Raw genomic sequence first — 25,852 nt, 5'->3', positions numbered from 1 at the left:
AATTTAGGTGGATATGGTGGATGAGGAGCTGGATTGTTGTATAGAGTGCAGGAATTTAGGCAGATATGGTGGCTGAAGAGCTGGATTGTTGTATAAAGTGCAGGAATTTAGGTGGATATGGTGGATGAGGAGCTGGATTGTTGTATAGAGTGCAGGAATTTAGGCAGATATGGTGGATGAGGAGCTGGATTGTTGTATAAAGTGCAGGAATTTAGGTGGATGAGGTGGCTGAGGAGCTGAGTTGTTGTATAAAGTGCAGGAATTAGGTGGATGAGGTGGCTGAGGAGCTGGATTGTTGTATAAGGTGCAGGAATTAAGAGGATGAGGTGCTGTAGAGCTGGATTGTTGTATAAAGTGCAGGAATTCGGGCGGTGAGGTGGCTGAGGAGCTGGATTGTTGTATAAAGTGCAGGAATTAAGGCGGATGAGGTGGCTGAGGAGCTGAGTTGTTGTATAAAGTGCAGGAATTTAGGTGGATGAGGTGGCTGAGGAGCTGAGTTGTTGTATAAAGTGCAGGAATTAGGTGGATGAGGTGGCTGAGGAGCTGGATTGTTGTATAAGGTGCAGGAATTAAGAGGATGAGGTGCTGTAGAGCTGGATTGTTGTATAAAGTGCAGGAATTCGGGCGGTGAGGTGGCTGAGGAGCTGGATTGTTGTATAAAGTGCAGGAATTCGGGCGGTGAGGTGGCTGAGGAGCTGGATTGTTGTATAAAGTGCAGGAATTAAGGCGGCATGGTGGCTGAGGAGCTGAGTTGTTGTATAAAGTGCAGGAATTAGGTGGATGAGGTGGCTGATGAGCTGGATTGTTGTATAAAGTGCAGGAATTCGGGCGGTGAGGTGGCCTTGGGAGCCTAAAACATACTAGTTTCTGATAAATAATGGATAGGGTATTGCCATTTATTCGGAACAAGTGTTCTGTTTTGTTTGGTGGAGTTATGCTATAATGTTGGGACGAGAGTTGAGCTCATAGATTGAAGTTACTATTATTTTCCGCCATGGAGGGAGTCTATCATATGTCAGTAACGTTTTTACTAGGCCGCTCTGGCAGCGGCAAGACCTTGAAGATATGGGAGTCGGTATCCTCTGCCATGGAGCAGGAACCGCTCGGTGCACCAATTGTAATGCTTGTTCCGGAACAGGGATCTTTTAGCGCGGAACGGGGGCTTCTGACTACGGGGAGTGCCAAGGGAAGCATAAGGGCTCAGACGCTGAGCTTTTCACGTCTAGCCTATCGCGTTAAACAGGAGACTGGCGGCAATCCTAATATTCCGATTAGTGATGAAGGCAAGAAGATGCTGATCTACAAAATTATCAGCCGCCGCAAAGAGGACCTGAAGCTCTTCGGGGCCTCTTCGGATAGACCCGGCTTTGTGGATCGATTGAATCGGCTACATACGGAAATGAAGCGCTGCTGTATTGGATCACCTGATCTAGAGAAGCAGCTGTCAGTATTGCAGGATTCAGTGGGGAGCAATCCTATTCTGCAGCATAAACTACATGATCTGCAGCTATTATTCGGGGATTTGGAGAAGGAAATGTCACAGCTCTATATCGATCAGGAGGACCGCCTGACTGAGCTTGCAGAGCATATATCCGAGTCCTCCTATGTACGGGGAGCCGAGATTTGGGTAGACGGATTTCATGGTTTCACACCGCAGGAATTTATGGTGCTACGACAATTAATGCTGTATGGCTCCAAAGTGACGATTGCACTAACCTTGGACAAGCCCTATCCGTATGGATTGCAGCCGCATGAGCTGGAACTGTTTCATCCATCAGCGGTTACTTATATCAAGTTGCGTGGAATTGCTGAGGAGACGGGGGTGGAGGTGTGGGATGAGGTACTGAATCCCCCTGTTCTGCCTAGGTTCACAGAAAGTCCTGTTCTTGCGCATCTAGAGCGGGGTTTTGATAGACGAAGCCGTTGGAACGGAACGGAGTCGATAGAAGAATCGATATCTATTCAGGCTGCAGTATCACGAAGAGCTGAGGTAGAGGGAGTTCTTCGTGAGATTCTAAGGCTGGCGCGGGAAGATGGAGCACAATACAGTGAAATGGCTGTTATGATGCGCAATCTGGGCGATTATGAACATTTGGTAACCCCCCTTTTCCGAGATTATGGGATACCGTTCTTTCTGGACCAAAAAGTTAATGAAATGCATCATCCACTAGTGGAATTTCTACGGGCATCACTTGATGTAGTCCGCCGCCGTTGGCGTTATGAGGATGTATTCCGCTGCGTGAAGACGGATCTATTGCTTCCAATAGATGAGAGTCTTAGCAGATCCGATATGGACAGCCTGGAAAATTACGTGCTGGCTTGTGGAATTCAGGGTTACCGTTGGACCGATGGGCGTTCTTGGAAAGGAATACCCAGCTTAACTCTAGAAGGCGACAGGAAGATAGACGAAGAGCATTTACTCGTAATGGAGAAATGCCGGACTGCGATTATCGATCCTCTGTTTAGTTTTGAGAAAAGAATCCAAAAAAGCCGCAATGCCCGTGAGTTATGTACAGCTGTGTACCAGCTTCTTATAGATACGGAATCAGCGACTAAGCTTGAAATTATGAGTGCTAAAGCTCTGGAAATGGGTCATCCCGAGAATGCCCGTGAGCATCGCCAGTTGTGGGGAGCGGTACTTGATCTATTGGATCAGCTAGTTGAAATGATGGGCGATGAGAAGATATCTTTTGACGTATTCGCCGGGATTCTCGAGACGGGACTTGCCGAACTTCGAATGGGCCTTGTTCCCCCTGCACTGGATCAGGTACTGGTAGGAAGTATGGACCGGACCAGAACTTCTGGTGTGAAATACGCCTTTTTACTCGGATTTAATGAAGGGGTAGTACCTGCACAATTTCAGGAAGACGGTGTCCTTTCCGAAGGTGAGCGTTTCTTTTTGGAGGGGGCAGGGATGGAATTGGCTCCTGGCTCATCTCGAAGGCTGCTCGATGAACGGTTTCTAATCTATAATGCGCTTACGACACCCAGCAAAAAATTGTGGGTTAGCTACGCCTGCTCAGACGAGGAGGGTAAAGCACTTCTACCTTCAGAGGTCATCCGTCATTTGCAGATTATGTTCCGTATGGGTGAACATCCGCTGCCTGGTCTGCCTTTATCCGGTCGTCCTTCCATGGAACATATGGACTTTGTCGGAAATCCGGAAGCGACGCTTCGTGTGTTAATCATGCAGTTGAGGCAATGGCGGCAAGGTGTTGAAATCCCCGCGCTATGGTGGGATGTGTACAATTGGTTCGCTGAGAGCGAAGAGTGGAGCCCACGGCTCAGCAAGCTTTTACAATCCTTATTCTACCGGAATGAAGGCGTCAAGCTTAAACGCGGGACGAGTCTAAGGTTATATGGGGGAACCACACTGCGCGGCAGTGTTTCACGGATGGAGAAGTTCGTGTCGTGTCCGTTTTCGCATTTTGCCTCGTATGGGCTGAAGCTGAAGGATCGTCAGCTGTACAAGCTTCAAGCACCGGATATCGGCCAGCTGTTCCATGCGGCTTTAAGCGAGATGGCGATGAGTCTGCAGCAAAAAGGCCGCGGCTGGGGCAGTATGACCCCTGAGGAATGCCGGCGTGAGGCTGTTGAGACGGTGGATCGTCTATCGCCGATGCTGCAGGGTGAGATCCTGATGAGCTCGAAACGTTACGGCTATATCTCCCGTAAGCTAAAAAACATTGTCGGCCGTGCCTCCGTTATCCTCGGCGAGCATGCCCGGAGAGGCAGCTTCGAACCGGTAGGTCTGGAACTGGATTTTGGGCCGGGCAAACCCTTGCCACCGCTCCAAATTAACCTGCCAAACGGTTGCGTGATGGAAATCGTAGGCCGTATTGACCGTGTTGATATGGCTGAAGGCGAGAACGGACTCCTACTGAGGGTTATTGATTATAAGTCGAGTCAAAAGGACTTGAAGCTGCACGAGGTCTACTATGGGCTGTCGCTTCAAATGCTAACCTATCTTGATGTCCTGCTTACGTATGCCGAGCAGTGGCTGGGTCGTACCGCGCTACCGGCGGGAACGCTATATTTCCACGTACACGACCCGCTGCTCTCGTCACCTAACGGAATGAACCGGGAACAGGCAGAACAGGAATTGCTGAAACGCTTTAAAATGAAAGGTCTGCTGACTGCTGACCGTGAGGTTGTTTCTTTAATGGACACCAGTCTGGATAAAGGCCATTCCTCTATCGTTCCGGTGGCTTTGAAGAGTGACGGCAGCTTCTACAGCAGTGCTTCAGTAGCTACACCGGAGCAATGGACTCAGCTATTAACCTCCGTGCGGACGACTATTTCGGAGATCGGAACTAGGATTACGGAAGGGGATGTGGCTATTCAGCCTTACCGTATCCAACAGGAGACGGCTTGCACATTCTGTTCCTTCAAACCGGTGTGTCAATTTGACGAGTCTGTTGAAGGCAACCATTATCACAATCTCGCCAAGCCGGGAAAAGATGTAGTCTGGGACCTGATTTCCCGAAGTGAAGGGGGTACAACATTGTGAATATAGTGTCCAAACCGGAAGGAAGCTTTTGGAGTGATGATCAGTGGCGAGCAATCGCCGAGAGCGGCGAGGATATTTTAGTAGCGGCAGCAGCTGGATCTGGGAAGACGGCTGTCCTTGTAGAGCGTATTATTCGTAAAATAAGCTCGGAAGAGAGCGGCTATAGTGTAGACAGATTGCTGGTAGCAACCTTTACAAAAGCGGCAGCAGCCGAGATGCGGCAGCGCATTCGGGAGGCACTCGATCGGGAGCTGGAGAATAGACCGGATAATGACCATTTACGCCGTCAGCTTGCTTTATTGGGCAGAGCCTCGATTACTACACTGCACTCTTTTTGCCTTGAGGTCATTCGTCGTTACTATCAACAGATACCCATTGATCCCGGATTCCGTATTTTGAATGAGCATGAAGCGGAAATGATGCGGCAGGAGCTGCTGGAGGAACTATTTGAAGAAAAGTACGGTACAGCCGGTGAAGACGGTGTTTTTGTAACACTTGTCGACTGGTTTAGCGGAGAGCGTAGTGATGATGCTATGCATGCGCTTGTGCAGAGACTGCATAATTTCGCCCATAGTCATCCGTGGCCAGCACAGTGGCTTAGAGATACGGCTGCTGAATTTTCCGTGCCAGACACGGAGAGTTTGGGGAAGTCTCAATGGGTGCAGAGCATTCTTGAAGAGGCCAAGTTAACGCTGGACGGAGCTATTAGCCAACTCGAGCAGGGGTATGCCATTTCACTTCAGCCGGGAGGCCCAACTGCTTACGCAGAGAATATGACTGCTGATCTCCAGATGGTGATGGGGCTGCGTGAGGCCTTGAGACAACAGCCATGGTCTGAGTTGTACGAGGTCTTTCGAGGAGTATCCTTTGGTAAATTAAAGCCTTGTAAAAAGGATTCCTCCGATCCGGGTCTGCAAGAAAGTGTTAAAGAGCTGCGTGACAGTGTCAAAAAAAGCATATCTGAACTGCAAACCGCCTTGTTTGGACGTCCTGCGGAAGTTTTCTTGAGTGAATTAAATGAAGCGGCTCCACTTATGGAGGAATTGGCTGAGACTGTAATTGAGTTCGGGGAGCGTTACAGAATTGAAAAGGCAAGCAAAGGCTTGGTCGATTTCAGCGACTTGGAGCATTACTGCCTGCAAATTTTACGCCATCCTGATTCACTGCCTGGTAACCCTCAACCCTCCGATGCTGCTATTGAGTACCGTAATCAGTTCGATGAAGTACTTTTAGATGAATATCAGGATACGAATAGTGTACAGGAAGAGATTGTACGGTTGATCTCCAGAGAAAGTCCGGGTAACCGGTTCATGGTCGGAGATATGAAGCAGAGTATCTATCGGTTCCGCCTTGCTGAACCGGGGTTATTTCTGGACAAATACCGGAGCTTTGGCAAGAGCGGTGAACCTGCTGATCCTACGGAAGTTTCCACGGGTCGGGTTATTGATTTAGCGCGGAATTTCCGTAGCCGGCTTGAGGTCGTGCATGCTGTTAACATGCTTTTTCGGCAGATCATGAACGAAACAGTGGCCGAGATAAGCTACGATGAACGCGCAGAACTGGTGTATGGTGCGAACTTTCCGGGAGCAGCCGAAAAGGGTCCGGATTCTTTTTTTGCACCCGAGCTGTTATTGATTGATAAAGGTTCATCAGCAGCAGGACGTGCAGGGGAATCAGAGGATGGAGAACTGTCCACACAGGAAAGCGAAGTCATCGAGGCTGAAACAGCTCAACTGGAAGCGCGGGCAATTGCCCGGCGCATCTCACAATTGACAGGAATGACCGGCGGTTCTCCGCTGCTTATTTATGATAAAGGAATCCAAAAAATGCGACCGGTCATTTACGGCGACATCGTGATTTTGCTTCGGTCTGCACGGATGTGGACTCCGCTGATCATCGAGGAGCTTCGCCTTGAGGGGATTCCAGCCTACGGGGATCAGAACAAGGGGTATTTTCAAGCTACAGAAGTGGAAATCGCACTGGCCTTATTAAAAGTTGTAGACAATCCTCAGCAGGATATTCCGCTGGCCGGTGTGCTTCGTTCTCCGGTTGTGGGGTTGAGTGAGGAGGAGTTGGCGAAGGTTCGTCTATGTAGCGGCGGGGCTTTCTATCAAGCTGTGCTTGCCGCAGCCGGCGACCAGCCTGTTGTTCAACTAACTACAGACGAAATTCCGGTTATTTCTATACAACTTCGTTCCAAGCTGCAGAATTTCCTGAGCCAATTGAAGAATTGGAGAGATGAAGCGAGACAAGGCAGCCTCGGCGGTCTCATCTGGCGCATATATAGGGAAAGCGGGTATTTGGAGTGGGTTGGAGGATTGCCCGGCGGTTCGCAGCGACAGAACAATCTTAAGGCATTGTATGATAGAGCCGTACAATTCGAGAAGGATACCTCTTCCCGTGGCTTATTCCGGTTTTTGGTCTTTATTTCCCGACTCCGAGAGAATGGCGGTGACCTTGGTGTTGCCGGGGGAAGCGGTGAAGAAGGTAGCGGCGTAAGAATTATGACCATTCACAAAAGCAAAGGATTGGAGTTTCCGGTTGTTTTTCTCGCTGGAATGTCCAAACTTTTTAATAGACAGGATCTTCATGCACCGTTTTTAATGCATAAGGAGTTAGGCTTTGGGCCTCGCTTTGTGGAGCGTGATACTCGGCTTAGCTATCCTACGCTGCCGTATCTGGCGATTAGCCGCCGAACCCGTTTGGAGCTCTTGGCTGAGGAAATGCGTGTGCTCTATGTTGCACTAACACGCCCGAGAGACAAAATGATTCTAGTAGGAACTGTCCGTGACCTTCCTCGTAAAATTGCCGGCTGGGCTTCCATGCAGGGCAGAGAAGAGCTGCTCATGGCTGATCATTTATTAGCCCGGGGCCGCAGCTATCTGGATTGGGTGGGACCTGCGCTTATAAGACATCCGGGAGCGGCAATTTTGCGAAAGATTGCCGGAAATGAAGGAACGACATCTACCGTTCTGCATAGTGATGTCTCTAACTGGAGCATTAGTGTGGTAAACTCCGCAGACCTAAAGGCCGGGTCTCTAGCAGGGCTCGATAATAATGGAGAAGATAACATAATACGCGAGACTGTACTTGAAGCTTTGCGACAGGGCCATACCGTTCCTTCAATGGCAACGGAAGACAAGGCACTTACAGCGGGTAAGTTGAATTGGTCTTATCCTCATGAGGCTGAATCCACCATCCCGGCAAAAACCTCAGTCACCGAATTGAAGGCCCTGTTATCTATGGAGGAGCAGCCTTCCTTTGATCGTTTGGAAGCGGAGGATATCGACAGAACACCTTCCAGTATGATACGTGGCGGTGTGGAGAATCTTCGCTTAAGAAGACCGAAGTTCATGGAGAAACGCAGTATGACCTCAGCGGAACGTGGGACCGTGTATCATACAGTGATGCAGCATATTCCACTTGAAGGTCCGGTAAATAAGACACAGGTGGAAGATACTTTGGAACATCTACAGCACGCAGGAATTTTGTCCGCAGAGCAGGCAGAGGTTGTTACTTCCTCTGAAATACACGCCTTTTATGATAGTGAGCTTGGTATAAGACTGCTGAGTTCCTCCTGGAAAAGACGGGAAATGCCATTCAGCTATATGGTTCCGGCATCAGATGCCTATCGTGGACTTCAATTTATGGATGAAGCTGTATCGGGGCTTAATCCTGGGAATGATGAATCAACCCAGCCGCAAACGGTGTTGATTCAAGGGGTCATTGATTGCTTGTTCCGTGAAGGAGAACGACTCATTTTGCTAGATTACAAGACGGACTCTGTTTTAGAGCATCAAGGCGGTTTGGAAGCTCTGAAAGAGAAATACCGGTTTCAGCTGGAACTCTACGGCAAAGCGTTACATGATATTCTAAAAGAAGAGATTAGCGAGACCTGGCTGTATTTTTTTGATGGTGGACATACAGTAAAGTTATAGATTAATAGAGACAAATAGAGATTATATTATTTGCCACATAGAGGGCGGGGAAAGAGGCGGGAAATGCGGATACTACATACGGGAGACTGGCATTTAGGCCGTACGTTGGAAGGTAGAAGCCGGATGAGAGAGCAAGAGCAATTCATAGATGAGCTTGTGGAGATCGCGGATGAACAACAGGTGGATATGATCCTGATGGCAGGGGATGTCTATGATTCTGTTAATCCTCCGGCGGCGGCTGAGCAATTGTTCTATGATGCTGTTGCAAGATTAACGGCAGGTGGCAGACCGCTGGTCGTCATAGCAGGTAATCATGATCAGCCCGAACGTGTCTCCTCCGTATCCCCGCTTGTTCTAAGACAGGGTATTACTTTGGTAGGACTCCCTACTTCAGAGCCGGTTACGATTCATAGTGCCAGAACAGGTGAGATTGCCAAAATTGCAGCACTTCCTTATCCCTCGGAAGCCCGTCTCGGTGAACTGCTGGCAGGTGATGGGGATGAGTCGCAGCTTCGACTTGCCTACAGTGCTAGAGTCGGTAAGCTAATGCAGCTTTTAGGTCGGGAATTTACGCTTAAGACGGTTAATTTGGCTATGAGCCATATTTATGTACTCGGGGGTGTAGAGTCCGACTCTGAACGGCCTATTCAAGTAGGTGGAGCCTATACAGTAGATCCCTCTGCACTTTCCTCAGGTGCACAATATACAGCGCTTGGGCATCTTCATCGTGCACAGCGGGTCAAAGGGGATGGGATGATCCGCTACAGCGGCTCTCCGTTGGCCTATAGCTTCTCCGAAGCCGGGCAGGCAAAGTCCGTTACACTAGTTGATGTTGAACCTGGTGGAGAGCCTGTCTTCGAAGAAATCTATTTGCGTTGCGGACGACCGCTAGTGAGATGGAGTTCAACCGGAGGTCTTGATGAAGTGCATCGCTGGCTCGATGAGAGTAGAGATCTTACTGCTTTTATTGATCTGGAGATTCGGCTGACTGAAGCTATGTCTATGAATGACATTCAGCGCCTGCGCAAATCCCGGGAAGGGATTATTCATATCCGGCCGATCTATCCGCAGATGGAAGGGGAACTGGAAGCCTCTCCGCGTTCACGCATGCCCGTGCAAGAGCTGTTCCGTAAGTTTTATCAGCGCCAGACGGGTGGAGCCGAGCCTGATGATAGTCTGGTAGAGCTGTTTCTTGAACTTACGCAAGAAGAGTCCCGCGAGCAGATTGAAGAGGAGGAGGAGAACTAAGTGAAGCCGATTTTATTAAAAGTAGCAGGCCTGCAGAGCTATCGGGAGCAGCAGGAAATTGACTTTACCAGTCTGTGCGAAACCGGACTGTTTGGAATATTCGGGCCGACCGGGAGCGGGAAATCCAGTCTGCTGGATGCTATTACTTTAGCCATGTACGGCAAGGTAGAGCGTGCTGTTAACGGAACGCAGGGCATTATGAACCATTCGGAGGATTCACTTAGTGTGGCTTTTACGTTCGAGCTGACCTCTTCCGAAGGAACGCGGCGCTACCGTGTCGAGCGGAGGTTCAAGCGAACTGGAGAACAGTCTGTGAGCAATACAATTAGCCGGTTTGTCGAGATTACCTCCGACGGCGAGAATGTTATGGCGGACAAGCTAGCAGATGTAACCCGGTGTGTAGAGGAAAAAATAGGTCTCAAAATGGATGATTTCACCCGTGCAGTAGTACTCCCGCAGGGTAAGTTTGCTGAGTTTCTCTCGCTCCGCGGTGTAGACCGCAGACAAATGCTGCAGCGGCTGTTCCATCTGGAACAGTACGGTGATCATCTGGCTATTAAGCTTAGCAAAAGGGTCAAAGACAATGAGGCTGCGCTTCGAGCGGTTGAAGCGGAGCAACAGGGACTTGGAACTGCCGGTGAGCAGGATGTTGAGGCTGCGGCGGAACGATTGCAGGAGGCTGTTCTATATGCGACAGAGTGCCGCCGTAGATTAGAGCTTGCGATTAAAGTATCGGAGAAATACGCTAAAATTCGTGAGCTGCAGGAAGAGCGGACCCGGAGGGAACTGCAGCGGCAAGGCCTGCTGGCACAGGAGGAGAGCATCCTCCTGCTGGAGAAGAGGCTCGGCCAAGCGGATGAGGCCGAGAAGCTTCTTCCTGCTCTCAAGGGCTGGAGAGAGGCGGAAGGCGCTTGGAAGAGCCGCCAGACCCGTGCCGAGGGGCTGGAGGTGCAGTCCGCAGCCGCCGCAGAAGCAGCGGCGCGTACCGTCGAGGCCGAAGCGGCGGCGCTGGCCGCGCTTGCGGCGGAAGAGCCGGCCCTCCGCGAGGGGGCCGACAAGTTCCGGCGAGCGCTCGAGCTTGAAGCCGAGCGCGACCTTCTGCGGCGCGAGCTGGCTTCGCTCGCTGAGCGCCGCGGGGGCGCGTCCCGCAGGCTGGAAGCCCTGCGGGAGAGCCAGGCCCGGGAGCGGGAGCTTTTGGCCAAGGGCCAAAAGCGGCAGCAGGAGCTGCAGGCGCAGCTGCAGCCGCTGGGCGTCCGCTCCCAGGACCGGCAGTCTCTGCAGGAAGCCATGCAGAGACTGCAAGGTCTGCGCTCAGCTGAATCCCACTGGGATTCAGCTGAGCGTGAGCGCCGCGAGCGGGCGGCGACGCTCGCGGCAGCGCAGCAGCGGCTCGCGGAAGCCGCGGCGCGGCGCTCGCAGCTGGAAGCCCTCCGATCGGGCATGATCGGAGAGGCAGCGCTGCATATGGAGAAGCTACATGCAGCGGAGGAAGCCTCCGCTGCTGTAACCGAGAAGCTGGAGCTTTACAACAGCACGCTAGAAGCAGCCCTCAAGAGCCGGGAGATTCACAGGTTGTCGTTGGCTTTAGCGCTGAATCTGGAAGAGGGACAACCTTGCCCGGTCTGCGGCAGCGGTCATCATCCTCACCCGGCATCATTAGAAGGGAACGAGGAGCAGGATATACAAGAAATAGAGATCGAATCTGTTCGTTCATTATCCAAGCGGGTGCTGGAAGCCCAGCACATCCTCCGCAGCTTGCGGGAGCAGGATCATGCTTGGCTGGATCAGATCTTCGGGGACGGTTCAATAGCTTCATTGAGTATTCCTGCAGCTACTGGGATTGAACAGAAATTCAATGAAGAAGCCATTTTGTCCTTTCTTCCCTCCTTGAATAAGAATGTTCCGGATCAAAGTACACTGACGGAGCTGAATACCCTTATTGCTGAGTTAAAAGAACACTCCGCAGAGCTGCGTCGGACTGCGGTAGAATGGCAGCGCTCCATGAATGAAGCCCAGCAGAGCTTTCTGAAAGAATCCGCCAGTGTTGAAGCAGAGAGCGGATGGGGAGCTGGAATTACTGCTAAGGCGGAGGAATTGGGCAGCCAGTTATCTACTTTGCGGCAGAGCTGGAAAGTACAATTCCCTCTTTTAGCCCCAGAGGACGCAGAGCAAGCCTATCGTGAACTATTGCTTAAGGATGAACAGGCTGAGGAGATCCGCGGACGGTTAGAGATTAGCGTTAAATTTCTTGAGGACAAGAACCTGTCTCTCCAACGAATGGGTGAGGAGCTTGCAGGACTGGACATTGAACTGGCCCAATGGAATGCTCAAGCTGAAGGTAAGGAAGAGCTGCTGCGTGAGAAGGAACAACGCCTGCTCCAATATACCGGAGGGCAGGCGGCAAGAACTTTGTTGGCAGAATGTGAACTTCGCCTACAACAGCTTATAGCGGCGGCAGATGAATCTAAGCAACAGCAACGTTCAGCCTCGGAAAGAGCCCAACATGATAGTAAGGAAGCTGCTATTGCCCGTCAGGCTGCAGAGTCGGCCCGGGAGCATTTTGCAGCGTCCTCCCTGGATTGGGAGGTAAGAATATCCGCCTCTCCATTCACTTCAGCTCTTGAGGTGGAAGGAGCCGCCCTGAACTTAGAGGAGCGGCAAGCCGCATCCGCCCGAGCACGGTCCCACCGTGATCAGGAAGCGGAGGTAAACCTGCAGCTGCGGCACATTGACGAGAAGTTGGAGGGAGCCAGTCTGAGCCAGGAGGATTGGCTGGAAAGTGAAGTCATTCTGACCCATTGCAAGGAAGATGACGAGATGTCGCTTCAGAGCCGGGCTCGCTGCGAAAGGGACTTGGAGGATATAAGGCACAGGCATATTCGATGGAAGGCCTTGGAGGAACACAGGAAGGAGCATGGGCTTACCCAGAACCGCTTGTCCAAGCTGCAGTCCTGTCTACGAGGGAATGCCTTTGTCGAATATATTGCCGAGGAGCAGTTAATGCAGGTATGCCAGGCGGCCTCACAGCGTCTGCGTTTCTTGAGCAAGCAGCGTTATGCGCTTGAAGTGGACTCCGGAGGCGGTTTTGTAATTCGTGATGATGGGAACGGCGGAGTTAGACGCCCTGTATCCACCCTATCCGGAGGAGAGACCTTTTTAACATCTCTTTCTTTAGCGTTGGCCCTATCCGCTCAAATTCAGCTGCGTGGTCAGTATCCTTTGCAATTTTTCTTCCTGGATGAAGGGTTTGGCACTTTGGATCCTGAATTGCTCGATACCGTTATAACTTCATTGGAGAAGCTTCATAATGATCAGCTTTCTGTTGGCATTATCAGCCATGTCCCTGAGCTGCGGGCGCGTTTGCCGCGTAAGCTGGTGATCATACCCGCTGAACAAGGCGGCGGCGGTTCCCGTATAATTTTGGAAAAAATGTGATCTAGATAAACAATGTGACAACGATCACAGATACAGTATCAACCTGCTGTTATAATACAGCTAAGCCGACAAACATTTTGAAACACCTCGGCGGACGTATGATTGGGAGTAACTACTTCTTAATTATACGTGCGCCGCCGAATCAGCTTTATAAGCTGAAGGGTGTTTCTTTTTTTTTGCCTTTTTTTAAGTATTGTATGCTCTCTGTACCTTCTTTATATGCCCTCAAAACCGACTGTATTAGTTACAGCTAGAATCCCCCCTTCATCTTGCCTTTCGTTAACTATTCAATCCATGCTATGATGTACAAATAAATCGATGTTACCGAGCCGGTATTGTTATGGTGTAGCCGTACAGTTGATTTACACTCCACTAATTTTAGGAGGAAGCCGTTGAATGGAGACCGTGTTCAGCAAAATTATTGAAGGGGTTATTCCCTGCAAAAAAGTTTTTGAAAATGATCGGATTCTAGCATTCTACGATATTGAGCCTGCTGCACCTGTGCATGTGCTAATTATCCCGAAGAAGTATATTGCTTCTATGAACGAGGTTACTGCAGAGGATCTTCCATTGATTGCCGAAATTCATAGTGTAGCGCAGCAAATTGCAGTTGAGCTTGGAGTAGCTGAATCTGGTTATCGCTTGATCAACAATTGCGGACCTGACAGCGGGCAAGCCGTTCATCATCTTCATTACCATTTGCTTGGTGGAGCCAAGCTGGGGGCATTAACCGGAAATTCATCGTCACACGCATAATTTACTTCAAGTCTTGAAGGGCTCGAAAAAATATTGCCGTGATGGTTGACACGTTATTTCGGTTTGACCTATAATGTAATTTGATGAACCGTGTTATGCTCTTGGACGGTCTGGTCGGAGGGAGGGGAAACTGGTGTCTGAAACGAAAGTTCGTAAAAACGAAACAATTGATGCTGCACTTCGTCGCTTTAAACGTTCCATCGCTAAAGATGGTGTCTTGGCTGAGGTGAAAAAACGCAAACATTATGAAAAGCCAAGCGTTAAGAAAAAGCTGAAGTCTGAGGCTGCTCGTAAGAGAAAGTTTTAGGAGGATTACCCACGTATGAATCTTAGCGAAAGATTGAACGAAGATATGAAGCAAGCGATGAGGGATAAGGACAAGTTCACTCTTTCCACAATCCGCATGATTCGTTCGACAATAAAGTATCTTGAAATAGATGTAAAGAGAACATTAGACGACAACGAAGTGCTTGATATCCTAAGTCGTGAAATCAAACAGCGCAAAGATGCCCTCCAAGAATTTGAAAAGGCGGGTCGCGATGAGCTTTCCGCGACTACAAAGGCAGAGATCGAGATTATCCATAAGTATCTTCCCGAGCAGCTTTCCGAAGAAGAAATTAAAGTCATTGTACAGCAGACCATCCAGGAAACCGGTGCTTCTTCGAAAAGTGAAATGGGCAAAGTTATGAGTGCGCTAATGCCTAAAGTTAAAGGACGCGCCGATGGTAAGCTTGTGAACCAAGCGGTTCAACAATTTCTGCAATAATATAACGCTAACACCCCTTGCAAAAGGGGTGTTTTTCTTTTTTTTTGGAACGATGTTAGGAGAAGTATCGTAATAGGGCTTAGATGGTAACCTATATGGAGTAATCCATGTGCGAAGGAGTGAATATCTTGGGTGTGTTACGGAAAATAGTACTGGTAAGCATAACAAACTTACTAATTCTCCTGTTCTTCATCCCGCTATTAGCAGGAGTTAACGCAGCGGGGAGTGTGGCCGCTTCCGATACGATCAACAGTAAGCCGAAGAGTGGTCCTGTATTTATAATACCGGTGGATCAGGAGATCGAAAGAGGGCTTCAGCGATTTTTGGAGCGGGGCTTTCAAGAAGCGGGGAATTATGGTGCTGTGCTGATTGTGCTGGAAATTGATACACCAGGGGGTCTGGTAGATACAGCAGAAGAAATAGGGGCTATGGTAAGAGAGAGTCCTATTCCAACAGTCGCCTACATCAAGGGTAATGCGGCCTCAGCCGGTAGCTACATAGCTTTAAATGCAAATAAAATAGTCATGAAACCAGGGAGTATGATCGGTTCCGCTTCGCTGGTAGATATGACCGGAAAAGCCGTCAATGACCCCAAGCTGGTGTCCTTCTGGAAATCAAAGATGGTAGGCGCTGCCGCATTAAATGGACGCGACCCGGAAATTGCTGCCGGAATGACTGATAGCAATATTGTAGTAAATAAACCGGAACTGGGTGTTAACAAAGATAAAGGCCAGATCATTGCACTTACCAGTGATCAGGCGTTAAAGGCTGGCTACACAGATGATATCGCAGACACACCGGAAGAAGCCGTTTCATCACTTGGGTATTCATCAGAAGACATTCTTCGCGTTAAACATACCGGAGCTGAAAAAATGTCGCAATTCCTGACAAACCCGATTATTATGACGATTCTACTCTTTATCGGGATCGCCGGAGTAGTGATTGAATTGCTTGTGCCCGGATTTGGTGCGCCGGGAATTATAGGGCTCCTGGCGTTTATTCTTTATTTCTTCGGCAACTATGTAGCTGGATTTGCAGGTGCGGAGACATGGCTATTGTTTATTCTTGGATTGGTTATGCTGATAGTAGAACTTTTTGTTCCGAGTTTCGGCATATTGGGGATTCTTGGTTCTGCAAGTCTTATTGCCGGTGTTGTCAGGGCCGCATACAGCTTCACACATGCATTATTCAGTCTGGGTATCGCGTTTGCCGCAGCAACGGTGGTCATTATCATTGTGGCTATAGCTTTCAAAGAACGCGGGATATGGAATCGATTCATATTGGCGGATAGTCTGACTAAGGAACGGGGCTTTGTGCCGGTAAAAGAAAGGATTACACTCCTTGGAGGCAGGGGTAGAAGTCTCACACCGCTGCGTCCTGCAGGCACTGCAATCATAGAGGGTGAACGTATTGATGTGGTTACAGAGGGCAGCTTCATCGATGCTAACCTGCCTATAGTTGTAATAAAGGTGGAAGGTGTACGGATTGTTGTGAAAGAATTCAAGGAATAAGGTACACTAGGTTAAGCGTGGAAATAAACACCAAATTATAAAACGGAGGTAATTTTAAATTATGGAGGCATCTCTTATTACAGTTTTATTGATCGCGGTTGCCGTGATCATCTTGTTAAGTGTCTTTTTCAGCTTTTTCCCGGTTATGCTGTGGGTCTCAGCATGGGCGTCTGGTGTACGTATCAGTATCATTACTTTGGTTGCTATGAGATTGCGCCGAGTTACACCAAGTCGAATTGTTAATCCGCTAATTAAAGCAACCAAGGCGGGATTAGGGATAAACATTAATGAGCTCGAAAGTCACTATTTGGCTGGTGGTAATGTAGACCGTGTTGTAAATGCTCTTATCGCTGCTCAACGTGCGGATATACCTCTTGAGTTCACTCGTGCCGCTGCAATTGACCTAGCCGGACGGGACGTGCTGTTGGCTGTTCAGATGAGTGTAAATCCACGTGTTATAGAGACTCCGATTGTAGCAGCTGTGGCCAAAAACGGGATTGAAGTAAAAGTTAAAGCCCGGGTTACAGTGCGTGCTAATATTGATCGTCTGGTCGGCGGTGCCGGTGAAGAAACCATTATTGCCCGCGTTGGTGAGGGGATTGTAACTACCGTCGGTTCCAGTAATTCACACAAGGATGTTCTGGAAAACCCCGATTCTATCTCTCGAATGGTTCTTTCTAAAGGATTGGATTCAGGGACAGCGTTTGAGATCCTGTCTATCGATATTGCTGATATTGATGTAGGTAAGAACATTGGTGCATATCTCCAAACGGAGCAGGCCGAAGCGGATAAACGTATTGCCCAGGCGAAGGCCGAAGAGCGCAGAGCCATGGCGGTAGCACATGAGCAAGAGATGAAGGCACGCGTGGTTGAGATGAGAGCATTGGTTGTGGAAGCAGAATCTCAGGTTCCCTTGGCATTGTCAGAAGCGCTGCGCGAAGGAAAAATGGGTGTGATGGACTATATGAACCTGAAAAACATCGAAGCTGACACTCAAATGCGGGGGTCATTGAGTAAAATAAATGATCAAGATCATTCGGGCGATTCCAAAAACAAATAAGGGGATGTGATATCCCATGAGCTGGATATATATCATAGGTGTGATCGTGTTTGCCATTGTGTCCAATGTGAATAAGGCGAAAAAAGGCAGCGATAAGAAGAAACAGGCTCCGCGTGGGTCTATGCCTACCTTTGGCGGTGAGGGTAAGGATGTTTTTTCGAAAGTGCGTGGCTATATGCAGCCTGAAGGAGCTGAGCGGAAGCCAGAAGTGCAGGGAAGCGGCTTTCCCGTTCCAGGCAATTTGCAATCGCAACCTCAGGTAAGATCATTCTCCTCCCCTGTGGAGAGCGGATATGATGCATCCCCTGCGTTCCCGGAGTCGGCTCTATTTCCCAGCCCTGATTACGAGACAGGTGAAGGCTCATCCATGGAGCAGCCTGGAGGGGAAAGTTTAGAAACACGTATTAAGGATATGGATCGGGAACTAAACCGATTGCATTCTGCTTTTAATCAAATCAGTGCTACCGATGACAGCAACGGTAACAGCCCTGCTTATACCACAAGAGAAACGAATGTATCGGATAAACAAACCGCAGTACAATCAAAACAGCTGCAAAACGGTTTGATTTGGGCTGAAATACTGAGCCCTCCGCGTTCGAAACGTCCATTTAATTCCCGTAGAGAAGGCTGATACTGGCCTGTCTACCCTGCTGAAGCCCGCGACCTGTGATAGGTCGCGGGCTTTTTTTTGAAATATCAGGAAGTATAAGTTTTCAGTATACTTTGCTTATATTTCTACGAGAAACGGATACCTGAAAGTGATACGCAGTATCGCTGCTTCGGAAGCATAGGCTCCCTTAAGGACGGCAAAGCCGTTTCTTCTTGTATGACACTTCTTCTCATAAAAAGTGGTGCTGCCGCATAAGGTGTACAGTAGAGGAAGGGGGAGCGTCTATATATGACCCGGATCGGCCGGAGGCTGCGGGGATGGACAAACGGGATGCTGGATCTGCCGCAGGATTTGCTGCATGATATGCCCCGGATCACCCTGATCGGCAACAAGGAGCTGTATATTGAAAACCATCGTGGTGTACTTCATTTTTCTTCAGAATTACTGAAGCTTGCCTTATCTAAGGGCTCCTTAGAGATCACAGGTAAAGGGCTGGAGATTAGGACCATATTGGGTCAGGAATTGGCTGTAGAAGGAATAATCGGAGAGATCAGATATAAGGAAAGGGAGGAGAGCTCATGAAGGAAGCACCTCTGTCATGGCTGCGGGGGGTCGTTACACTTCACTTGACTGGGCCGCAGGTAGAACTGTTTATTAATGCCCTTACCGGTCTTGGCATAGTCATCTGGGATGTGAAGCCCACAAAGGGCGGCCTGAATCTGAAGCTGCTGCTGAATGATTTCTATGCTCTCCGGCCGCTTTTGAAAAAGACAGGCTGTCGAATACATATTACAAACCGCAGTGGATTACCGTTTATAACGGCGAGGCTTTTGAAACGGAAATTTTTTGCAGCGGGTTTGCTGTTTTTCGGTATTGCGCTTTTTTTACTGTCATCCATGGTGTGGAGCGTCGATGTGGAAGGCAATGAACGCATTGCTGCCGAGGATGTGCTCAATGCAGCTCGCCAAGAGGGGGTTTTTCCATTTCAGTGGATTTGGCGTATGGAAGATCCGGACAAGCTTTCTAGAGAGCTCACAGTGCGGTTGCCGGGTACATCCTGGATTGGTGTGCAGCGAACCGGAACGGCAGTGAAGATACAGATTGTGGAAGCTGTACGGCCGGAGAAGAAGCCACTGTATACTCAGCGCCATCTGGTTAGCAGGACGGATGCTGTAGTGACCGAAATTTTTGCGGAGCAGGGGAGACCTGTTGTAGGCCGCAATACCCGAGTGAAGAAAGGGGATATTCTGATCTCCGGAGCTCTGGGAGATGAAGAGAGCATTCAATACGTTGTGGCAAAAGGCGAGGTTAAGGGTCTGGTATGGCATGAGTATAATATAAATGTACCCTTGAAGACGGAGGTCAATGCTTATACAGGCCAACGTAAAGATCATTCTTATCTGGTTCTCGGCAAATGGGCAGTACAATTATGGGGTTATGGTAAGTCTCCTTTCGAGAAATCGAAGACTCTTACGGAAGAGGTTCCTTTATCCTGGCGATCTATCCATATGCCAATCGGGTGGATGACGGAGAAGGAATTGGAGGTAGAGGTCAAGACGGTTACTCTAACCCCTCAGGAAGCCCGTGAAAAAGGTCTGGAAATTGCAAAGAACGATATTTTAGCCCGTTACGGTAATGATAGCGTCGTCAAAAGCCAAAAAATTTTGCATGAGAAGAGAGAGAATGGTAAAGTTTATATGAAAGTGCTTTTTGAAGTGGAAGAGAGAATCGCGGAAGAACTTCCAATAGTATACAACCGAGGAGAATGAGGCTACTTGTCAGAACAGACTACAAGCATACGGATATCACTGCAAAGTGCGGGAGAAGCTCAAGCGTTATTTGGCCCGCAGGATGGATTTCTGAAAATAATCGAGTCTGAAATAGCCGCTATTATTGATTCTCGTGAAGCTGAACTGACAGTCCGGGGGGCAGAGCGGGAAGTAGATATGCTGGGGCAGCTCTTTAATGTGTTGCTTTCCCTGATCCGAAGTGGATATGTTCTAAGTGACAGGGATATAAAATATGCTGTGGAGTTGGCAAAGGATTTTCGCGCGGATCAGTTACTTGATCTGTTCAAAGGTGAAATTACAACCACCTTTCGCGGAAAGCCCATCCGTGTCAAAACGATTGGTCAGAAACATTATGTGACGACTATCAAGAAACGGGATATAGTATTTGGTATCGGACCCGCAGGAACAGGCAAGACGTATCTTGCAGTAGTTTTGGCCGTAACAGCGCTTAAAGAAGGCTCCGTCAAGAAAATTGTTCTCACCCGTCCGGCTGTTGAGGCTGGGGAGAGCCTGGGGTTCCTTCCCGGCGATTTGCAGGAAAAGGTGGATCCATATCTACGCCCGCTATATGACGCCTTATTCGACGTTATGGGGCCGGATCAGGTTGCCAAAGCTCTTGAACGTGGAATAATTGAGATTGCACCGCTGGCTTATATGCGGGGACGTACGTTGGAAGATTCCTTTATTATTCTTGATGAAGCACAGAACACAACACCGGAGCAAATGAAAATGTTCCTGACACGACTCGGTTTCGGATCCAAGATGGTCATTACAGGCGACGTTACCCAGATTGACTTGCCACGGGGCAAGAAATCCGGTTTGAATGAAGCCAAGGCGATTTTGTCAGGTATAGAAGAGCTTGGCTTTGTCTTCTTTGGGGAACAGGATGTAGTTCGGCATTCCCTGGTTCAAAAAATCATTGTTGCCTATGACCGCTCTGCCGAAAACCTCGACTAAAAAGGGGATTATCTTCATGGCTTCAAAGCAACCGTCTAAACTTAGTGGATTTGTATATAGTAACCACGGCTGGAAGTATAGCGCGATTACGCGCTATACTCTCTTTGTGCTGCTGGGTATTTTGTTCTACGTCAGCTTAAGCCCTGATCTCCTGCCCAAACGTTATGATATTAAAGAAAATACTTATAGCGCCAAAGAAATAACCGCCCCCATGAAAATACCTGATAACAAGGCTACTCTGAAAGCGCAGGAGGAAGCCGCTGAACAGGTACAGCCTAAATACAAGATTATTCCGACTCGAAGCGAGAATCTAGTGACTTCACTGCTGGATCGGATAGATCGTCTCAATCAAGATGATAGCATCTCCCAAAGTGATAAGACTGGAATTTATCGGGAGGAAATTCCGCAGCGGGCTCGGGACTTTTTATTGAATTTTGTGTCTTCGAGTCGAAGCACCAATGCCTACTCCGAGCATTTGCTGGATGAGATGCAATCCAAGATCAAGGAACAAACCTATGTCATCCCGGAAGAGACTTTTATCAAAATTCCGCGTTTGACATCACAGGATATTATAGAGATGAAGCCTGTAGCCCGTGAAATTGTGATTCGGCTTATGAATGACCAGATTTCCGATGCCCAGACAGCGAGAGCTAAGGTAGCCGAGCTTGTCAGTGTAAGCTCCCTCACTCAACGAACTGCACGGGAAGTAGTACAAGAGCTAACTAGATTGGTAATCACGAGTAATAAGTTTTATGACGAGGACGCTACTAAGGAAGCGGAAGTCCAAGCCCGCGAGAATACACCTCAAGTGTTTATAGAACAAGGCGAAGTAATGGTCAAAAAAGGAGAGCTCATTACTCCCGAGCTGTACAAGTTCTTAGATGAGAATAAATTGCTACGCAATGAAGTCAATTACTTGCCGCAGCTAGGCTTATTGCTTCTTGTTGCCATGCTTACTTTTGGACTGCTTACTTTTATTAGATACTCTGGAACATCGGGCTTTAAATATAACAATTCCCAGCTATTGATGCTGGTTCTTGTCTTTGCAATCACCATAGTTTCTATGCGGCTGGCGGCTTATCTCCAAACAGATGCCAGACCTTATATAGGTTTTCTGGCGCCTGTTGCGATTGGTTCTATGCTGGTGGCTATGCTGCTTGATATTTCGCTGGCTTATTTTTGTTCGATTCTCTTTGCTATATTGGCGAGTATTATATTGAATGTTCAGCAGAATACAATTTTCGACTTTACTTTCGGGTTCTTCGTTCTCATTGTTTCATATGTGGCTATCTTTGCCACCCACCGCGCTGGGCAGCGTTCTACTTTACTTAAGGGCGGTATAATGGTATCCCTCTTCGGGGCTCTGACCGTCTTTATCCTATCTCTACTAAACGGCGGGGTATGGAAAGAGGTAGATACGTTGTATGCTCTCGGGTTTTCCTTCGCGGGGGGCTTGATAACGGCAGTGTTGGTGATCGGCCTTATGCCGTTCTTTGAAACCACCTTTGGCATTCTTTCTGCCTTGAAGCTGGTGGAATTATCCAATCCAAATCACCCGCTCCTCCGCAAGCTGCTTACCGAAACACCAGGAACCTATCATCATAGTGTAATGGTTGGGAATTTGTCTGAAGCGGCCGCGGAGGCTATTGGGGCGGATGGTTTGCTCTGCCGAGTAGGATCTTATTATCACGACATTGGCAAAACTAAACGTCCATTTTATTTTATAGAAAACCAGAATGACATGGAGAATCCGCATGACTCGATAGAACCCAAGCTAAGCAAGTCTATCATTGTAGCCCATGCGCGCGACGGTGTGGAGATGCTAAAGGAATACAAGCTGCCTAAGCCAATACGTGATATTGCCGAGCAGCACCACGGCACAACCTTTTTGCATTATTTTTATCATAAAGCACTGCGACTTGCAGAAGATAAGGGTTGTGAGCCTGATTTCACCGAGGAAGACTTCCGTTACCCCGGTCCGAAGGCCCAATCAAAGGAATCGGCTGTTGTGGGAATTGCTGACAGTGTAGAGGCAGCAGTGCGTTCGCTTCGCAAACCTACAGTGAGTCAGATAGAGACAATGATTGAAAAAATTATTAAAAGTCGACTCGATGACCATCAATTTGATGAGTGCGATCTAACGATTAAAGAACTAGATACGGTATCACGTACGCTTAAAGAGACGGTTATGGGCATCTTTCATTCGCGGATAGAATATCCCGAAGATATGCGTAAACCGAAAAAAGAGGAAGGGGCTGTTAAAGAATGAGCCTACAGATGATTTGGAATAACGAGCAGGATGAACTGGAGATTAGTGATTCTCTTATTGGACTCTTTGAGACCATTTTACAAAAAGCGGGTGAGCTTGAAGGTGTGGAAGCTGGTGAGGTTGATCTTACCTTTGTTGATAATAAGCGTATTCATGAATTGAATCGGGATTTCCGCGGTATTGACCGTCCTACAGATGTATTGTCCTTCGCTATGAACGATACTGTAGAAGATGAGCCGGAAATTATATATGAAGTAGAAGAGGAGTCGGAGGAGATTCCTAATGCGCTCGGAGATATCATTATCTCCGTAACACGAGCGCAAGAACAGGCAACGGAGTATGGACATTCTATACAACGTGAGCTTGGATTCCTGTTCGTACATGGCTTTCTGCATTTGTTGGGCTACGACCATCAGGATGAAGCTGCCGAGGCTGAGATGATGTCTAAACAGGAGTATGTACTAAGCCAAGTAGGGCTGACACGCTAATGGTTAAGAACACAGCGGTGGGCCATAAAAAGTTCTGGCACTCTTTCCGCTTTGCGGCGCAGGGAATCGCAAGTGCATTCAGAAGCGAACTGAATATGAAGGTGCACAGCGGTCTAGCTGTTGTTGTTCTTGTTGCTGCTGCTTTGTTCAGGCTCCCCCCGCTTAGTTGGATGCTGCTTCTTCTAGCAATAACTCTTGTGTTGAGTGCTGAACTGCTTAATACTGCGATCGAAGCGGCTGTAGATCTCATATCGCCGGACGTTCATCCACTGGCTAAGAACGCCAAAGATACCGCCGCAGGTGCTGTCCTGCTTACGGCGGTGTTTGCTGTTATTACGGGGATATATGTTTTTTACCATCCCGTGATGGACTGGATTACAGGACTTATGTCATAATCAATGTACTTGACATCACTGCCAATAGGCTTACGAAGCCGGTTTTGCTCTACAATACTTTTAGGGGGACAACTATGAATACCGCTTTACTTCTTCAAGAAGCCGCTAAAGCACGCGCTAATGCGTACATCCCTTATTCCCGCTTCGGAGTGGGCGCTGCTCTGCTTGATCAAGACGGGCATGTGCACCACGGCTGCAACGTTGAGAATGCAGCTTTTGGACCGACCAATTGTGCTGAACGCACCGCGTTATTTCGTGCTGTAGCCGACGGTCATAAACCTGGATCCTTCAAAGCAATCGCCGTTATTGCCGATACGGATGAGCCTGTATCTCCCTGCGGCGTATGCCGTCAAGTTATGATTGAGCTATGTCATCCCGACATGAAGGTTATCCTTGGTAACCTCAAGGGAGATATGAGAGAGACTACGGTACGTGAGCTTCTGCCAGGAGCTTTTGGTCCTGCAGATTTAGAACAAGGACAAGCTCCCGAGTTGTAATTAACTATACTTGCACTTAAGTGAGCAATATAACTGCAATAAATGCAGTTAAATCGATATAATCAATGATTCAGGATTATTTTATTGTGCAAAATACAATTAAAGTGAATACTTGTGGTGTGTTTAGAGTTACATAGGGTTGGTAGTAAGCGATGCGGCATAGCCGCCAGCGCCTGTTAGCACAATTAACATCCCAATGCACCCAAAGTGTCACTTAGCTCCATCTTTACCATCGCCGAAGTCAAGCGTGTTCCCGTAGGGAACGTTAGCGCTCCAAGCACCATTTACCCTCCAATGCTCCGTTCGTCGCAGGTACGCCCATTCCGGGTGTCCAGAGGGCCGGGGCCCTTGGGGTCCCCCTTGGCTAAGGGGGATTTAGGGGGATCGAAACGCCCTTAAGGGGGATCGAAAAAGTTTTTAAAATAAGAACCATCTTGGAAGGAAGATCATATGAAATTCAAATCAGGGTTTGTAGCAATTGTAGGCAGACCGAACGTAGGTAAATCGACTTTAATGAATCAGGTTATCGGGCAGAAGATTGCGATCATGTCGGATAAACCGCAGACAACGAGAAACAAAATTCACGGGGTTTACACCAATAACGAATCACAGATCGTTTTCCTGGATACACCGGGTATTCATAAACGGCAGTCTAAGCTTGGCGATTACATGAACTCGACTGCATTAAGCACACTGGGTGAAGTAGAGGCCGTGCTGTTTCTAGTAGATGCCGCTGAAGGAATGGGCGGTGGTGACCGTTATATTGCTGAACAACTAAATAATGTGAAAACACCAGTTATCCTCGTCCTTAACAAAATAGACAAGCTGGAGCCAGAGGCTCTTTTGCCGCTGATGGCGGAATACCGTAAGTTGCATGACTTTGCTGAGATCATCCCAGTGTCCGCCAAATTTGGCAGCAATGTGAATACACTGCTTGACCAGCTTCAGAAATATTTGCCGGAGGGGCCGCAATACTATCCTGCGGATCAAATAACGGATCATCCGGAGCAGTTTGTTATCGCTGAGCTTATTCGGGAGAAAATTTTGCATTTAACTCGCGAAGAAGTGCCGCATTCTATCGCAGTTGCAATTGAAGATATGAAGCTTGAACCTAATGGCGTCGTACATGTATCTGCGGTTATTTTTGTGGAACGCGATTCCCAAAAGGGAATTATTATCGGGAAACAGGGTGCGCTTCTTAAAGAAGTAGGAAGACGCGCGCGTACCGACATTGAGAATTTGCTGGGCTCTAAAATATTTTTGGAATTATGGGTAAAAGTTAAAAAAGATTGGCGCAATCAGGATCGCGTACTGCGTGATTTAGGCTTCCATAAAGATCTTTAATCCTCCAAAATGTTGTTGGCAGGAATTGCAAGGATAGAACCTGTATCATCGCACATCCTAATTTCGAAGAGACATCGTGTTTCCGAAGAAAGGATGAATACGAATGCGAGACTTTTCGTGGAAGTATTTTGCAATGACTGGAGATGTCGACGCATACCTGCTGTACAAGCAAGCCGGTGAGCCGCCAGTGTACGACGGGGAACTGCTGATGGGGGAAGAGAAGGATTATGATGAAGAAGCGCAGTAAGGATTGGTTGCTTGCCGAATGGTTGGGAGAA

Annotated in this window: 19 protein-coding genes; all 19 read left to right on the top strand. The window is 48.5% G+C overall.

Features of this window, described 5'->3' with window-relative positions; genetic code table 11:
• Positions 1–1,012: 1,012 nt before the first annotated feature.
• The 19 genes from addB to PWYN_RS28920 all read left to right on the top strand — a co-directional run bounded on the left by addB (position 1,013) and on the right by PWYN_RS28920 (position 25,821).
• The gene (addB, locus tag PWYN_RS26005; protein ID WP_036658007.1) at positions 1,013–4,510 is read left to right on the top strand and encodes a helicase-exonuclease AddAB subunit AddB; all 3,498 of its coding nucleotides are present in this window, start codon (positions 1,013–1,015) and stop codon (positions 4,508–4,510) included.
• Positions 4,504–8,448 carry a helicase-exonuclease AddAB subunit AddA gene (gene addA / locus PWYN_RS26000; RefSeq protein WP_036658004.1) on the top strand — a complete coding sequence of 1,315 codons (3,945 nt, stop codon included), beginning with the start codon at positions 4,504–4,506 and terminating at the stop codon, positions 8,446–8,448. The genes addB and addA overlap by 7 nt, the downstream gene beginning before the upstream one ends.
• Positions 8,449–8,511: 63 nt before the next feature.
• Complete coding sequence (locus PWYN_RS25995) at positions 8,512–9,696, top strand: exonuclease SbcCD subunit D (protein WP_036658001.1); 1,185 nt, start codon at positions 8,512–8,514, stop codon at positions 9,694–9,696.
• A complete protein-coding gene (locus PWYN_RS25990) occupies positions 9,697–13,131 on the top strand; it encodes an AAA family ATPase (protein WP_036657999.1) in 3,435 nt (1,144 codons plus the stop codon). It abuts the gene before it with no gap.
• A gap of 396 nt (positions 13,132–13,527) precedes the next feature.
• Complete coding sequence (locus tag PWYN_RS25985; protein ID WP_036657997.1) at positions 13,528–13,887, top strand: histidine triad nucleotide-binding protein; 360 nt, start codon at positions 13,528–13,530, stop codon at positions 13,885–13,887.
• 133 nt (positions 13,888–14,020) lie between these two features.
• Complete coding sequence (gene rpsU, locus PWYN_RS25980) at positions 14,021–14,194, top strand: 30S ribosomal protein S21 (RefSeq protein WP_036657994.1); 174 nt, start codon at positions 14,021–14,023, stop codon at positions 14,192–14,194.
• Between the two features lie 15 nt (positions 14,195–14,209).
• Positions 14,210–14,653: a GatB/YqeY domain-containing protein gene (locus tag PWYN_RS25975; RefSeq protein ID WP_036657988.1), complete on the top strand. Its 444-nt coding sequence runs from the start codon at positions 14,210–14,212 to the stop codon at positions 14,651–14,653.
• A 107-nt stretch (positions 14,654–14,760) separates the two neighbouring features.
• Positions 14,761–16,164 (top strand): NfeD family protein, encoded by a 1,404-nt coding sequence (locus PWYN_RS25970; RefSeq protein WP_036657985.1) that lies wholly within the window; start codon positions 14,761–14,763, stop codon positions 16,162–16,164.
• Between the two features lie 61 nt (positions 16,165–16,225).
• Entirely contained in the window at positions 16,226–17,224 is a 999-nt protein-coding gene (gene floA, locus PWYN_RS25965; protein ID WP_036657982.1) for a flotillin-like protein FloA, read from the top strand.
• 16 nt (positions 17,225–17,240) lie between these two features.
• Positions 17,241–17,855, top strand: a complete 615-nt coding sequence (locus PWYN_RS25960) for a hypothetical protein (RefSeq protein WP_036657980.1) — start codon at positions 17,241–17,243, stop codon at positions 17,853–17,855.
• A 267-nt stretch (positions 17,856–18,122) separates the two neighbouring features.
• A complete protein-coding gene (gene yqfC, locus PWYN_RS25955) occupies positions 18,123–18,416 on the top strand; it encodes a sporulation protein YqfC (RefSeq protein ID WP_036657977.1) in 294 nt (97 codons plus the stop codon).
• Positions 18,413–19,603 carry a sporulation protein YqfD gene (gene yqfD, locus PWYN_RS25950; RefSeq protein ID WP_036657974.1) on the top strand — a complete coding sequence of 397 codons (1,191 nt, stop codon included), beginning with the start codon at positions 18,413–18,415 and terminating at the stop codon, positions 19,601–19,603. Before yqfC ends, yqfD begins: the two co-directional genes overlap by 4 nt.
• A gap of 6 nt (positions 19,604–19,609) precedes the next feature.
• Entirely contained in the window at positions 19,610–20,581 is a 972-nt protein-coding gene (locus tag PWYN_RS25945) for a PhoH family protein (protein ID WP_036657971.1), read from the top strand.
• A gap of 16 nt (positions 20,582–20,597) precedes the next feature.
• Positions 20,598–22,850: an HD family phosphohydrolase gene (locus PWYN_RS25940; RefSeq protein WP_036657969.1), complete on the top strand. Its 2,253-nt coding sequence runs from the start codon at positions 20,598–20,600 to the stop codon at positions 22,848–22,850.
• The gene (gene ybeY, locus PWYN_RS25935) at positions 22,847–23,338 is read left to right on the top strand and encodes an rRNA maturation RNase YbeY (protein WP_036657966.1); all 492 of its coding nucleotides are present in this window, start codon (positions 22,847–22,849) and stop codon (positions 23,336–23,338) included. Before PWYN_RS25940 ends, ybeY begins: the two co-directional genes overlap by 4 nt.
• Entirely contained in the window at positions 23,338–23,733 is a 396-nt protein-coding gene (locus PWYN_RS25930; protein WP_036657964.1) for a diacylglycerol kinase family protein, read from the top strand. The genes ybeY and PWYN_RS25930 overlap by 1 nt, the downstream gene beginning before the upstream one ends.
• A gap of 74 nt (positions 23,734–23,807) precedes the next feature.
• Positions 23,808–24,230 carry a cytidine deaminase gene (gene cdd / locus PWYN_RS25925; RefSeq protein ID WP_036657962.1) on the top strand — a complete coding sequence of 141 codons (423 nt, stop codon included), beginning with the start codon at positions 23,808–23,810 and terminating at the stop codon, positions 24,228–24,230.
• Between the two features lie 450 nt (positions 24,231–24,680).
• Complete coding sequence (gene era / locus PWYN_RS25920; RefSeq protein ID WP_036657960.1) at positions 24,681–25,574, top strand: GTPase Era; 894 nt, start codon at positions 24,681–24,683, stop codon at positions 25,572–25,574.
• A 103-nt stretch (positions 25,575–25,677) separates the two neighbouring features.
• Positions 25,678–25,821: a YqzL family protein gene (locus PWYN_RS28920; protein ID WP_084146939.1), complete on the top strand. Its 144-nt coding sequence runs from the start codon at positions 25,678–25,680 to the stop codon at positions 25,819–25,821.
• Positions 25,822–25,852 lie beyond the last annotated feature (31 nt).

Source organism: Paenibacillus wynnii, assembly GCF_000757885.1.
Lineage (GTDB): Bacteria > Bacillota > Bacilli > Paenibacillales > Paenibacillaceae > Paenibacillus_AQ > Paenibacillus_AQ wynnii.
The sequence above is the reverse complement of the archived record's forward strand: the minus strand, read 5'-3'. Positions and strand labels throughout refer to the sequence as shown.

Bases quoted from the DNA above. Each gene is read 5' to 3' on its own strand.
- PWYN_RS28920 (WP_084146939.1), top strand. From the start codon at position 25,678: ATGCGAGACTTTTCGTGGAAGTATTTTGCAATGACTGGAGATGTCGAC.
- PWYN_RS25930 (WP_036657964.1), top strand. From the start codon at position 23,338: ATGGTTAAGAACACAGCGGTGGGCCATAAAAAGTTCTGGCACTCTTTC.
- yqfD (WP_036657974.1), top strand. From the start codon at position 18,413: ATGAAGGAAGCACCTCTGTCATGGCTGCGGGGGGTCGTTACACTTCAC.
- addB (WP_036658007.1), top strand. From the start codon at position 1,013: ATGTCAGTAACGTTTTTACTAGGCCGCTCTGGCAGCGGCAAGACCTTG.
- floA (WP_036657982.1), top strand. From the start codon at position 16,226: ATGGAGGCATCTCTTATTACAGTTTTATTGATCGCGGTTGCCGTGATC.
- PWYN_RS25970 (WP_036657985.1), top strand. From the start codon at position 14,761: ATGTGCGAAGGAGTGAATATCTTGGGTGTGTTACGGAAAATAGTACTG.
- PWYN_RS25985 (WP_036657997.1), top strand. From the start codon at position 13,528: ATGGAGACCGTGTTCAGCAAAATTATTGAAGGGGTTATTCCCTGCAAA.
- cdd (WP_036657962.1), top strand. From the start codon at position 23,808: ATGAATACCGCTTTACTTCTTCAAGAAGCCGCTAAAGCACGCGCTAAT.
- PWYN_RS25975 (WP_036657988.1), top strand. From the start codon at position 14,210: ATGAATCTTAGCGAAAGATTGAACGAAGATATGAAGCAAGCGATGAGG.
- PWYN_RS25960 (WP_036657980.1), top strand. From the start codon at position 17,241: ATGAGCTGGATATATATCATAGGTGTGATCGTGTTTGCCATTGTGTCC.
- era (WP_036657960.1), top strand. From the start codon at position 24,681: ATGAAATTCAAATCAGGGTTTGTAGCAATTGTAGGCAGACCGAACGTA.
- PWYN_RS25995 (WP_036658001.1), top strand. From the start codon at position 8,512: ATGCGGATACTACATACGGGAGACTGGCATTTAGGCCGTACGTTGGAA.
- PWYN_RS25940 (WP_036657969.1), top strand. From the start codon at position 20,598: ATGGCTTCAAAGCAACCGTCTAAACTTAGTGGATTTGTATATAGTAAC.
- ybeY (WP_036657966.1), top strand. From the start codon at position 22,847: ATGAGCCTACAGATGATTTGGAATAACGAGCAGGATGAACTGGAGATT.
- yqfC (WP_036657977.1), top strand. From the start codon at position 18,123: ATGACCCGGATCGGCCGGAGGCTGCGGGGATGGACAAACGGGATGCTG.